The sequence below is a fragment of the Zestomonas ipomoeae genome, from assembly GCF_057128665.1.
Genome location: NZ_JBSKHQ010000001.1, coordinates 674,345 through 686,153 on the forward strand (window position 1 = coordinate 674,345; position 11,809 = coordinate 686,153).

Genomic DNA, 11,809 nt, shown 5'->3' on the forward strand with positions numbered 1-11,809 from the left:
TTCAGTCGCCCCCGCCACCGAGACGGCTGCCCCAGCCGAGCTTGGTCCGGCAGACTTCGTAGTAATTGTGGTCCAGCGGATGGATCAGCTGCAGCTTCAGCGGCTTCTTGTGAATCATCACGGTATCGCCGGGGGCGCAGGTGAAGTGGTTCTGCCCGTCGCAGGAGACCTGCGGGTAGATCTGCATGTTCGGCGACACGACGATCTTCAGCTCACTGTTGCCATCGACCACGATCGGCCGGCTGGACAGCGTGTGCGGATACATCGGCACGATGACGATGGCATCCAGCTTCGGATGCATGATCGGCCCGCCGGCGGACAGCGCATAGGCCGTCGAGCCGGTGGGCGTGGCGACGATCAGGCCGTCGGCCTTCTGGCTGCAGACGAAATGGCCGTCGATATACAGCTCGAACTCGATCATGCGTGTCGACTTGCCGGGGTGCAGCACCACGTCGTTCAACGCATCGCCCTGGCCGATGGACTCCTGCTCGCGGCGCACCTGGGCCTCCAGCAGGAAGCGACTCTCGACGCTGTATTGCCCGTCGAGCACCTCGGCGACCTTGATCTCCAGTTCGTCCGGGCGCACATCGGTGAGAAAGCCCAGGCTGCCCCGATTGATGCCCAGCACCGGCACCTTGTGCTTGGCCAGCGCGCGCGCGGCGCCGAGCATGCTGCCGTCGCCGCCGACCACGATCACCAGGTCGCAGACTTCGCCGAGCAGCTTGCGTGAAGAGGTTTGCAGGCCATGGCCGGGCAGCACCTCGGAAATGCTGTCCTCGAGAATCACATGCAGGTGGCGGTCTAGCAGGAATCGCTTCAGCCGGCGAATGGTGTCGACCACCTGGGTACTGCCGAGGCGGCCGATGATACCGATATTGCGGAATTGCTCCATGGGGCGGGCTCTGCGGCGGGCGGAATGGGGCGATTATGGGCGAAAGCCGACGGCAGCGGCAAACCATGACCCGGCAAGACGCTATGCTCGCAGGATGATGCCCTTAGCCGAACTCGCCGACCTGCCCCGCCGCCTGCGCCAGCCACCGGTGCGCGATCTGGCCTGGGCACTATTGTCGCCGCCGCTACTCAGCAGCACGCCCTGGCCGCAGCGCCATCCGCTGGTCGCCTGTGACTGGTCGCGACGACCGGGACAGCTGGCCGACTGGCTGCTCGCTCTCGACGAGCATGGCGATGCCTTGCACGCCTGGCTGGCCCGGTCGCCGGTTCGCCGGCTGGGCCTGTACTACGAGCGACTCTGGCAATTCGCCTTGAGCCAGGCGCCAGGCATCGAGCTGCTCGCCGCCAACCTGCCGATCCGCCAGGGTGGGCATACGCTGGGCGAACTAGACCTGCTGCTGCGTGATGGCGAGGGCGTGCACCATCTGGAGCTGGCCATCAAGCTTTACCTGGGGCCGAGCGAGAGTGACGGCAACCAGTCATCGGGCTGGCTCGGTCCCGGCTGTCATGACCGACTCGATCTCAAGCTGAGCCACCTGGGTCATCATCAACTGCCGCTGTCATCCCGCCCGCAAGCCGAAGCAGCGCTGGCCGCTCTCGACCTGCCGCCGCCTCGGGCCGCCCTCTGGCTCGGCGGCTATCTGTTCTACCCGTGGCCGACCGAATGCGCGGCGCCGCTTGGCAGCAACCCGCAGCACTTGCGCGGACGCTGGTTGCGCCATGGGGATTGGCGGGCCTTTTCCGCCATGCGTGGCGACGGACGCTGGCAGCCCTTGCCCCGCCATGCCTGGCTGGCACCTGCGTGTGCTCGCGCGGAGGAGGTCTGGTCGAAAACCCAACTAGAGGAATGGCTGTGCGCCCTACCGATCGACGCTCCGGCGCACCTGTTGGTCAGGTTCGCACCTGATGGCACGGGGGATTGGCAGGAAGCCGAGCGGGTGTTCCTGGTCGGCGATCGATGGCCGCTCCTGACGGACACGGTAGCATCCACCTGATGCCGCCGCTGGGCGGGCGGGGCCAGGCGACTAGCGACTGCGCTCGACCCGACCACCGGAACGCGCCAGGTAGCCCGAACCGCTTTCGCAGAGCAACGCATCGCGCTGCACCACCGGCAGGGCATCCAATCCGTCGCGCAAGACGTAGGCGCTGAAGCCAAGTTGGGAGAGCAGGAACACGGCGCTGGCACTGCGCTTGCCAGCATCGCAATAGCAGAGATAGGTGCGCGTCTTGTCAAGCAGACGGGCCTTGAGCCGCAGCAGGTGCAGCGGCATGTTCAGTGCCTGCAAGGCATGACCGCGCTCGTACTCATCCTGTAGCCGCACATCCAGCCACTGCGCACCATGGGCCAGCAGCCGCGAAGCCTCACCAAGGGAAACCTCGTTTACCACCGGTGCCTTGAGCAGGGAGAAAAAGTCCTGGCGCGCCAGGCGCAGCACCGTGCCTGCCTCCAGCATGGTCACCGTGGCATTGCGCGGGCGATCGGCCAGCAGCGCCTCCTCGCCGAAGCAGGCTCCCACCTCCAGCTCCGCCAGCACCTGCTGGGCACTGCCGGCACCACGGATGACCTCGGCTCGGCCGGTCTTGAGGAAATAGCAGCAATCGCCCTCCTCACCCTCGCGCAGCACGGTACTGCCCGCGGGTAGCTCAAGGCATTGCAGGCGTTCGAGCATGGCCCGCACATTGGAAGGCGGCACCTTGGCGAACAATGGGTTTTCCAGCAGGCGGCCGACCCACTCAACGTCTTCGCCGCTGCGCTCCAGTTCCAGCAACAGATCCTGGTAGGTCAGCCGCCAGGTGAGCAGGCGTGCCAGCACGGCGCTGTCTATCGCCAGCACGCTGGAGTCACTCACCGCCGTTGCCGCGTGCAAACGCGGCAAGCTCGGAGACAGAGGATGGCAGCTGGCCTCGGTTCCAGCCACCAGTCGCTGCTGCTGGCCATCGGCCGAGCGCAACAGCAACTCGCCGGAGAGCAGGTAGTAGGTCAGGCGGGCCTGATCGCCATGGCGAAACAACAACTGTCCCGCCAGCAGCGGCTGCGGCACCAGTTGCCCGCGCAGCTCGCGCCACTGCGGCTCGGACAGCACGTTGAGCGGAGTCAGGCTGCGCAATTGCTCGGGGTTCAGGGGTTCATTCATGCTGTCTTGCGGCTCCGCCGGCCCAACGTCAATTCTCACTCTAGCTGCTACCGCTGGCCATCAGGCTTTGCAAGCGCGGCAGCATGGCCCGGCAACCCTGCAAACCACCGGTGTGGACGAACAGCAGGCGCGTGCCGGGCGCAAAGTAACCGGCCTCGACATGATAGCGCAACGCCATTAACGCTTTGGCGGTATACAAGGGTTCGAGTGGCAAATCACTGTCGCGTTCGCACCCTTGTGCAAACCGCGCCAGGTCAGCGTCGAGCTTGCCGAAGCCGCCACGACTGGCATCCAGCAGACAGTAGCCGGTATCGGCCACGCCTGCCTGGTCCAGCACCTCACCTACGCGTCGAGCGACACCATGAGTGTCGGGTACCGCCATGGCACCGAACACCGGACGGGCGCCTGCCTCGGCCAGGACCAAGCCGGCCAGGGTCGTACCAGTCCCGGCGGCAAGCCACCAGCCCTCGTAGTCAGGCCAACCTATCGCGGCCAGCTGCCGGCGCGCCTGCTGCACCAGCACGCCACAGCCCTGCGCCCCCGGCAACCCGCCGCCGCCCTCGGCCACTGGGTAAAAGTCCGGATATCGCATTTGCCAGGGCTCCCAGAAGCCAGCGTGGTGACGGGCTCGATAGCCGCCGTAGCCGAGCCAGTGCAGTTGCATGCCGAACCGCCGTAAGTCACGAACGGTGGGGGTATCCTGAGCTTCGCCGCGCAACAGGCCGACCGTCGCGAAAGCGAAGCGCTGGCCGGCGGCAGCGAGGGCATGCAGATGATTGGAATGGGAACCGCCGAGGCTGATCACCCCTTCGGCACCCTGCTCGGCGGCCAGCGCCAGGTACGGCGCGAGCTTGAACCACTTGTTGCCGGAAACCAGGGGATCGATGAGATCGAGGCGCAAGGCTGCGAGGTGCACGCCGGCACGCTCCAGCCAGTCGAAATGCAACCGATGGAGCGGCGCTTCCGGCGTCCAGGCAGGAGCAGCGAACGGCAAAGGTAGGTCGGGCCTAGCTGACTGTGCGCAGGCGACTGCCAGCCTTGTGGCGGGCACAGCAGTTGGACTCGCCAATCACGAAGCGGCTCGGCGTATCGACCCGGTCGATCGGCATGGCGCAACGCTCCCCATTGGACAGCGGCGCGTTGCAGGTCGGCTGCTGGTAGTGGGCCAGCCACTCGCGGTATTGCCCCTCGGAGACGAAGCACTTGGCCGCGGCATAGGCCATGGGGTTGTCCTGGTAGCTGGCGATGTCCTGCAGGGGGATGGTCAGGTGACCGGCGCCCGGATGGTAGACCACGAACACCACGCCCAGCTTCGACAACCGGTCGAGAATCTGGTCGCCGCCATGGCTGGCGTACTGGTCGCGTTCCTGCTTCAGGCGCTCGATATCGCGATGCAGCTGGGCCTCATGCTCGTTGCGGTAGGCCAGCTCGACATCGCGGATGGCGACCTGTTCCTTGTATTCGGCCACCGCGGCGGCCACCCGAGCGTTCAGCTCGCTATCCATTTGCGCCCGCAGAATGTCCGACTCGGTTCGCCCGTGGCTTTCCAACGTGCGCAGTTGCTTGGCCATGTCCTCGCGAGCCTTCTGCAAGCTCAGAGCCTGGGCAGCCATCTCCGCCTTCAGGCTGGCATTCAGGGCCTCCTGCTGGCGCAGGGCTTGCTGGAGCTTCTGGACTTCGGCCTGGCGGGCCTTGCCTTGTTCCGCATAGTCCAGCTTGAGCTTGGCCAGTTCGTCTTCATGCTGCTTGGCCAGGCTGCTGAGACGCAGACGCTGCTGCTTGATCAGTTGGGCCGTTTTCAGCCGATGCTCCTGATCCATTTTCTCGGCGAGCTTGTCGGCGACTTCTTTCGACGGGTCGGCGGCGTACCACTTGTCCTCGGCCGCCATCTGCAGGCGCTCGGGGGCCACCGCTTGCGGCGTGTCATCCTCGACCAGCAAGCCCAGGTGGTTGCGCTTGGCCGCATCGCGCAGCAGCGCCAGATCGTTTTGACCGGGCGCCAGATTCGGGTCCCAGAGGTGCATCTGGTGCCAGGACACGGGGCATTGGCTACGACAAGCCAGGCGGATCGGCCCGGCGCCCAGATCGGGACCACGGCCGGCGCGATCGGCCAGATGGCGCAGCGGCAGGTTCCAGCCGCTGTCGGTCGCGCCGTTCTCGTCGAAATCCAGGTAGAAGAAGACTGCGGCGCGCAGCATCAGCCGAGGATTGATCAGCACATAGGCGAGACGCATCTGCTGATCGGCGAATTCCGGCAGGTTCACTACACCGTCGAGCAATGCCTCGAACTCGGCGAAGAGCATTTCCTTGCAGATGCCGCGCTCATTGAAAAACATGACGGCCTCGACCATCTGCGCTTTGTTCTGCATGCTCATCGGGTTCCCTCTAGGCCGACAGGGGTATGGGATTCACTGGGAGGCGCGACCCGCTGGACCGCGGAGCCTGGGGGATAACAGGCGCTTACCCTAGTTCAAATCAAGTCTAGGGGAAAAAGCGAGGCGGGCAATGTGACCGGGTTGGCAGACACCCTTTCCGCCCCGCTTGATCAGTGAAAGCCGAATCAAACTGTGATGCGCTTGGTGCTTCGTCTCAGAATTTGGCCTGGGCGGCTGCCAGGAATGGGGCCAGGCGCTCGGCCATCTGGGCTCCCAGGGCCTGCAAGCCGCTCATGGGGCGAATCATGACCTCGAACTCGACGATCTTGCCGGTCTCGTCGAAGCGAATCATGTCGATGCCCTTGAGGTCCCGCTCACCCACCCTCGCGCTGAATTCCAGCACCACGCTGAGCCCATCGGCACTGGCCAGTTCGCGGTGATAGGCGAAGTCCTGGAACACCTGCAGCACGGTATTGAGGATGACATTGACCATCGGCGCACCAGGATACGGTTTATGCGCCATCGGCGAGCGGAACACTGCCTGCGGGTGCAGCAGATCGGGCAACTGGCGCAGGTCCTTGGCAGCGACGAATTGATGCCAGCGTTGCAAGGTAGCAGCCGCTGCCGGCTGCAAGCGAAGATTGGTGGACATGGGGTTCTCCTTGTTTTTGTCGGCCCATAGCAAACGCCCCGCACAAGGCGGGGCGTCGTCTATCAGAGTTCCGCCGCCAGGCGTGATCCCTGGTTGATCGCGCGCTTGGCATCCAGCTCGGCGGCGACATCGGCACCGCCGATCAGATGCACGCTCTGCCCGGCGCTGACCAGTCCATCGTGCAGCTCGCGCAGCGGGTCCTGGCCGGCGCAGACGATCACGGTGTCAACCGGCAACACCTGCGGCTCACCCTCGGCGATGCGGATATGCAGGCCGGCGTCGTCGATCTTCAGATACTCGACACTGTTGAGCATCTGCACGTTCTTGTTCTTCAGCCCGGTGCGGTGAATCCAGCCAGTGGTCTTGCCCAGCCCGTCGCCGACCTTGGATTTCTTGCGCTGCAGCAGGAACACCTGGCGCGCCGGCGCATGGGGCTCGGCTTTGATGCCGGCGATGCCGCCGCGGGCTTCCAGCCGGGTATCGATGCCCCACTCCTTCCAGAACGCCTCGCGATTGAGACTGGTGGCCTCGCCCTGATGAGTGATGAACTCGGAGACGTCGAAACCGATGCCGCCGGCGCCGATCACCGCCACCTGCTGGCCGACCGGCTTGCGCTCGAGAATGGCATCCAGGTAACCGATCACCTTGGGATGGTCGATACCCGGAATCGCCGGGGTGCGCGGAGCGATACCGGTGGCCAGGATGATTTCATCAAAGCCGCCTTGGACCAGCTCATCGACGCCAACACGGCTGTTCAGGCGCACATCGACGCCGGTGGTTTCCAGCTTGCGCTTGAAGTAGCGCAACGTCTCGTAGAACTCTTCCTTGCCCGGCACACGCTTGGCCACGTTGAACTGACCGCCGATCTCGCCGGCCGAATCGAACAGGGTCACGCTGTGGCCTCGCTCGGCGGCCACGGTGGCGGCAGACAGGCCCGCCGGGCCGGCGCCGACCACGGCGATCTTCTTCACGGTGGCGGTCGGGATGTAGTTCAGCTCGGTCTCGTGGCAGGCACGCGGGTTGACCAGGCAACTGGTCAGCTTGCCGCCGAAGGTGTGGTCCAGGCAGGCCTGGTTGCAGCCGATGCAGGTGTTGATCTCATCGCTGCGCCCTTCGGCGGCCTTGTTGACGAAATCCGGGTCGGCAAGGAACGGACGGGCCATGGACACCATGTCGGCGTCCCCCTCGGCGAGCACCTGCTCGGCGATTTCCGGGGTATTGATGCGGTTGGTGGTGATCAGCGGAATGCCGATCTCGCCGCGCAACTTGGCGGTGACCTTGGTGAAGGCGGCGCGCGGTACCTTGGTGGCGATGGTGGGGATGCGCGCTTCGTGCCAGCCGATACCGGTGTTGATCAGGGTCGCACCGGCTTTCTCGATGGCCTTGGCCAGGGTGACGATTTCGTCCCAGGTGCTGCCGCCTTCCACCAGGTCGAGCATCGACAGGCGATAGATGATGATGAAGTTCGGTCCCACCGCCTCGCGCACGCGGCGTACGATTTCCACCGGCAGGCGCATGCGGTTCTCGTAGCTGCCGCCCCAGCGATCGGTGCGGTGATTGGTGTGGGCCACGAGGAACTGGTTGATGAAGTAGCCTTCCGAACCCATGATTTCGACGCCGTCGTACTCGGCCTGCTGGGCCAGCACGGAGCAGTTGATGAAATCCTGGATCTGCTTCTCGATGCCGTCTTCGTCCAGCTCTTTCGGCTTGAACGGGTTGATCGGCGCCTGGATGGCGCTGGGTGCGACCGATTTGGGACTGTAGGCATAGCGGCCGGCATGCAGGATCTGCATGCAGATCTTGCCACCCGCCTCATGCACGGCCTGGGTGACGATCCGGTGCTTCTCGGCTTCTTCGGCGGTGGTTAGCTTGGCGGCGCCGGAATAGACGCCACCCTCCTCGTTCGGGCCGATGCCGCCGGTCACCATCAGGCCGACGCCGCCACGGGCACGCTCGGCAAAGTACGCGGCCATGCGCTCGAAGCCGTTGGGCTTCTCTTCCAGACCGGTATGCATCGACCCCATCAGGGTGCGGTTGCGCAGGGTGGTAAAGCCCAGGTCCAGCGGGGCGAGCAGATGCGGATAGGGGGAGGCGGTCATGGGGTTCTCCACAGCAGGCGCTGATTCACGGATATGTCGCGGCCTCGAAGCGGACCGCGATCGGTTATGTGGCGACGATAAAGAGCTGCCGCAGCGCGCTCAATGATCAGAAGTGACAACTTATTGATCGAATCGCGCAGCTAACCCTTGGCAACGAACCCGCACCTGCCTACCCTGTCGACCATGATGCGTAGATTCTCGATTCTTTCCGTCCTGCTGCTGGCCGCCGGTTGCCTGGCGGCCTTTCTGATCTGGGCCGAACGGCGTCCACCAGCCCACTACCTGTCCGATTTGCGCAGCCACATCAGCAGCGAGCCCGCACCGGACGATGCGCAAGGCAACGTCTTGCTGGTCCGCCCGCAACTGTATCCACTGGATTACCAGAGCCCGGCCCACCTGCGGCTGAAGCTAGCCGCCGCGCTGGATCACGCCGGGCAGGCCGGGTTGCTTGGGCCGCGCACACTGGTGGTATTGCCGGACCACATTGGCACCTGGCTGCTGGCCAATGGCGAAAAGGTCGAGTTCTACCAGGCACGCAGCCGCCAGGAGGTGCGCGACTGGCTGCTGCTCGGCAACCCGCTGTTGGCGATCCGCGTGCTGCTGCGCAACCTGGATGCCGACCGGCTCGATGAAGCGCTGCTGCGCATGAAGGCCGAGCAGATGGCCAAGGACTACCAGCAGCTGTTCGGCGGGCTCGCCAAGGAATACCGCGTCACCCTGCTCGCCGGCTCGATCCTGCTGCCGGAGCCCTCCGTAAAAGCAGGGCAACTGCACAGCGGCACCGGCGCGCTGCGCAATATCAGCCTGGTGTTCTCTCCCGACGGTTCGATCGCCGGCGAGCCTTACAGCGGCCGCTGGCCCTGGCGCTTGAGCGCCGCCCAGGAGCAGCATCTATCGCTCGATGGCCAGGACTATATAGTCGAGCGCGACTGGCGCCCCGGCTATCCCCAGAGCTGGGTACGCCTGCCCGATGGCCGCAGCAGCGCCCCGCTGTTCCTGCGCGGCAAGTTGAGCTGGCCGATCGGCGGCGCCTCGCGGGATATCGAACTGACTCCGCAGCGGGTCGAGCAAGACAGCGACGCGCCGGGCAGCCATCTGTTGAACACCTGGATCGTGCCTCAGTGAACCCCAAGCGCGTGCGCCTCGGCGATCTGTCGGTGGGCTTCGTCCACTGCCTGGCCGATGCGGTACGCAGCCTGGGCCAGGACCCCGCCGACCTGCTCGACCAGTACGAACTGGACCCCGAGCGCCTCGCCGAGCCACGGGCGCGATTGTCGATCCCGCGCTACATGCGCCTTGGCCATGCCGCCATCCAACTGACCGGCGAGCCGGCGTTGGGCCTGCACATGGGGCGCCAGGCCCGCCTCAGCCAGGTCGGGCTGGCCGGCATCACGGCGGCCCAGGCACCCAACGTGCGAGAAGCGGCACGCGCGCTGATTCGCTACGAGCCGTTGTATGCCGCCAACTATCGCGGTCATTCGAGCTTTCATGAGGACGCGCGAGGGGCCTGGCTGCGCTTCTATTCGATTAGCCCGTACAACGCCTACAACCGCTTCGTGGTGGACTCGGTGCTGGCCAGTTGGCTCTGCCAGCTCGGCACGCTGGTCGGCGAGCCGCTTGCCCTGGAAAAGGTGGAGATCGAATTCGAGGCGCCTGACTACGCGCAGCATTATGGAGAGCTGTTCGCCTGCCCGGTGGAGTTCGCCGCCAGCACCAACCAGTTGCGCCTGAACCAGGCAACCCTGGCCAAGCGCAACCCGGAGCACTGCCCGAGCACCTGGCGCCATCTGCTGGAAATCTGCGAGCGGGAACTGGAGCAGCTGACCCGCACCCGCAGCCTGCGGGAACGCATCACCCAACTCTTGGGACCGCTGCTCAATGGCCGCGAACCGGACCTGGAAGAAGTGGCCGCCCGCCTGCAGCTACCGACCTGGACGCTGCGACGCAAGCTGGCCGAAGAAGGCACGCAATTCCGCAGCATCCTCAACGACACGCGGCGCGACCTGGCGATGACCTACATCCGCGATACCGAGCTGGCCTTCGGCGAGATCGCCTTCCTGCTCGGCTTCGCCTCGGCGGAAGCCTTCCAGCGCGCCTTCAAGCGCTGGAGCGGGCAGACACCCGGAGAGTTTCGCCGCACCCAGCGCCAGACCGGCTAGACAGCCAGGCGCGACTCCTGCCGGCTATAGCTCGGTAGCGTCCTCCGCGGGCTCTACCGGGTCCTGCTCGTAGGCATGGTACTCGAGCAGCTCTTCTTGATACTCGTCCATAGGCAATCCTCCTGGCTGACATGCGAGCCCAAACAAAGACCATGCCAGGGAGCGTAAATTTCCCAGATGACGAGAAAATGAAAAACACCGCCAACGAAAAAGCCCTCAGGTATCGCTACCTGAGGGCTTTCGAATATGGCGCAGCGGACGGGACTCGAACCCGCGACCCCCGGCGTGACAGGCCGGTATTCTAACCGACTGAACTACCGCTGCGCGTCGGTCTCGCAAGAGTGGTGGCTGATGACGGGATCGAACCGCCGACCCCCTGCGTGTGATGCAGGTGCTCTCCCAGCTGAGCTAATCAGCCGATCGCCTTGCGAGGCGCGCAATTTACGCAGGCGCCTGCGCTAAGTCAACACCCTGCTTGAATTTTTTCTTCGCTCGCCGTTTTTTGGCAGGAGATGAGGAGGTCTCCGAGGTTGTCCCATCCGGGTGCAGTGCCCCGCCCTGGGCGCCATCGCAGAGCAGCCCGCAGTCACGCCCCATGAAAGCAAATGGCCAGGATTGCCATGTCGCCGAGTGCTCCTTAAGTTCGTGAAGCAACTCTCTGTATGACTTGGAAATTTGCACTAGCGGAAACGACTGCAGCGGTTGCGGAATGGCGCACTCGAACTGTTATGATCGACGCGCGGTCTTACCTGATCACAATTATTACTATAGAAATTCATGGAGTAAGCACCCTTGTCCATCCCAGGCGCCTCAGACCAGTTGCGGCGGCAGGCCCCGCTGTTGGCAGGCGCAGCGCTGATTCTCGTCATGAGTGCCAGCTTGGCCTGGCAAACCGCAGACTGGTTGCGCCTGGTCCGCGCTCCGGCGCAAGTCGGCGACAGCAGCGCTCCGACCTCGCTCGCCGCACCTGAACTGGATCGCATCGCACCGCTGTTCGGTCCCACCGTTCGCGGCCGCGACGACGCTCCCCCGCCCCCCACCAACCTGCGCCTGACCCTGCTCGGCAGCTTCGTACGCGAAGACCCCAAACGCTCCAGCGCGATCATCCAGCAGGAAGGCGGCAAGCCGCAGCGCTATACGCTGGGCAGCGAACTGAGCGATGGCATTCGCCTGCATGCCATCTATCCCGACCGCATCGAGCTGGAACGCAACGGTCGGCTGGAAACCCTGCCCTTCCCCCGTTCCAGCAGCCGCGGCAACAGCAGCTACGGCATCGCTCCGCAAACCGTCGACCCGGTCGGCCAGCTCGACGAACTCGAAGAAGAGAACGCCGAACTGCTGCGCGAAAGAATGAAGGAGCTGTACCAACAGATGGAGGCGGCCGGCACCCTGCCCGACGACTCCCCTCTCGAACCGTCTATGGAAAGCGAATGAACTG

Annotated in this window: 10 protein-coding genes and 2 tRNA genes; 4 read left to right on the forward strand and 8 right to left on the reverse strand. The window is 64.7% G+C overall.

All coding sequences use genetic code 11. The features are described from left to right. Position 1: 1 nt before the first annotated feature. The gene (locus ACWKV7_RS03055) at positions 2-892 is read right to left on the reverse strand and encodes an NAD(+) kinase (RefSeq protein WP_483856154.1); all 891 of its coding nucleotides are present in this window, start codon (positions 890-892) and stop codon (positions 2-4) included. Positions 893-986: 94 nt separating this feature from the next. Here ACWKV7_RS03055 and ACWKV7_RS03060 point away from each other — a divergent pair, with 94 nt between their 5' ends. Continuing rightward, complete coding sequence (locus tag ACWKV7_RS03060; RefSeq protein ID WP_483856155.1) at positions 987-1,946, forward strand: DUF1853 family protein; 960 nt, start codon at positions 987-989, stop codon at positions 1,944-1,946. A gap of 30 nt (positions 1,947-1,976) precedes the next feature. Here the strand turns inward: ACWKV7_RS03060 and ACWKV7_RS03065 are convergent, their stop codons facing one another. The 5 genes from ACWKV7_RS03065 to ACWKV7_RS03085 form a co-directional block, all read right to left on the reverse strand. After that, on the reverse strand, positions 1,977-3,086 hold the full coding sequence (locus ACWKV7_RS03065) for a cyclic nucleotide-binding domain-containing protein (RefSeq protein ID WP_483856156.1): 1,110 nt from the start codon (positions 3,084-3,086) through the stop codon (positions 1,977-1,979). A 40-nt stretch (positions 3,087-3,126) separates the two neighbouring features. Beyond that, a complete protein-coding gene (locus ACWKV7_RS03070; protein WP_483856157.1) occupies positions 3,127-4,080 on the reverse strand; it encodes a 1-aminocyclopropane-1-carboxylate deaminase/D-cysteine desulfhydrase in 954 nt (317 codons plus the stop codon). A 13-nt stretch (positions 4,081-4,093) separates the two neighbouring features. Further along, positions 4,094-5,461: a zinc ribbon domain-containing protein gene (locus tag ACWKV7_RS03075; protein WP_483856158.1), complete on the reverse strand. Its 1,368-nt coding sequence runs from the start codon at positions 5,459-5,461 to the stop codon at positions 4,094-4,096. 214 nt (positions 5,462-5,675) lie between these two features. Continuing rightward, entirely contained in the window at positions 5,676-6,113 is a 438-nt protein-coding gene (locus tag ACWKV7_RS03080; protein WP_483856159.1) for a nuclear transport factor 2 family protein, read from the reverse strand. Between the two features lie 62 nt (positions 6,114-6,175). Beyond that, a complete protein-coding gene (locus ACWKV7_RS03085) occupies positions 6,176-8,212 on the reverse strand; it encodes an oxidoreductase (protein ID WP_483856160.1) in 2,037 nt (678 codons plus the stop codon). A gap of 183 nt (positions 8,213-8,395) precedes the next feature. On the opposite strand from ACWKV7_RS03085, the gene ACWKV7_RS03090 reads away from it, so the two are divergent. Then, a complete protein-coding gene (locus ACWKV7_RS03090; RefSeq protein WP_483856161.1) occupies positions 8,396-9,337 on the forward strand; it encodes a hydrolase in 942 nt (313 codons plus the stop codon). Continuing rightward, the gene (locus tag ACWKV7_RS03095; protein ID WP_483856162.1) at positions 9,334-10,371 is read left to right on the forward strand and encodes an AraC family transcriptional regulator; all 1,038 of its coding nucleotides are present in this window, start codon (positions 9,334-9,336) and stop codon (positions 10,369-10,371) included. The genes ACWKV7_RS03090 and ACWKV7_RS03095 overlap by 4 nt, the downstream gene beginning before the upstream one ends. Positions 10,372-10,618: 247 nt before the next feature. Here ACWKV7_RS03095 and ACWKV7_RS03100 read toward each other — a convergent pair. Both ACWKV7_RS03100 and ACWKV7_RS03105 read right to left on the reverse strand, forming a co-directional pair. Next, positions 10,619-10,695 (reverse strand) — tRNA-Asp (locus tag ACWKV7_RS03100). Between the two features lie 18 nt (positions 10,696-10,713). After that, positions 10,714-10,789 (reverse strand) — tRNA-Val (locus tag ACWKV7_RS03105). A gap of 449 nt (positions 10,790-11,238) precedes the next feature. Between ACWKV7_RS03105 and ACWKV7_RS03110 the strand changes: the two genes are divergently transcribed. Then, entirely contained in the window at positions 11,239-11,805 is a 567-nt protein-coding gene (locus tag ACWKV7_RS03110) for a type II secretion system protein N (RefSeq protein ID WP_483856163.1), read from the forward strand. The last annotated feature ends 4 nt before the right edge of the window (positions 11,806-11,809 follow it).

What these genes read in the sequence shown, in the direction of transcription:
- ACWKV7_RS03055 (WP_483856154.1), bottom strand. Translation starts at nt 892, where the DNA reads ATGGAGCAATTCCGCAATATCGGTATCATCGGCCGCCTCGGCAGTACC.
- ACWKV7_RS03060 (WP_483856155.1), top strand. Translation starts at nt 987, where the DNA reads ATGATGCCCTTAGCCGAACTCGCCGACCTGCCCCGCCGCCTGCGCCAG.
- ACWKV7_RS03065 (WP_483856156.1), bottom strand. Translation starts at nt 3,086, where the DNA reads ATGAATGAACCCCTGAACCCCGAGCAATTGCGCAGCCTGACTCCGCTC.
- ACWKV7_RS03075 (WP_483856158.1), bottom strand. Translation starts at nt 5,461, where the DNA reads ATGAGCATGCAGAACAAAGCGCAGATGGTCGAGGCCGTCATGTTTTTC.
- ACWKV7_RS03080 (WP_483856159.1), bottom strand. Translation starts at nt 6,113, where the DNA reads ATGTCCACCAATCTTCGCTTGCAGCCGGCAGCGGCTGCTACCTTGCAA.
- ACWKV7_RS03085 (WP_483856160.1), bottom strand. Translation starts at nt 8,212, where the DNA reads ATGACCGCCTCCCCCTATCCGCATCTGCTCGCCCCGCTGGACCTGGGC.
- ACWKV7_RS03090 (WP_483856161.1), top strand. Translation starts at nt 8,396, where the DNA reads ATGATGCGTAGATTCTCGATTCTTTCCGTCCTGCTGCTGGCCGCCGGT.
- ACWKV7_RS03110 (WP_483856163.1), top strand. Translation starts at nt 11,239, where the DNA reads ATGAGTGCCAGCTTGGCCTGGCAAACCGCAGACTGGTTGCGCCTGGTC.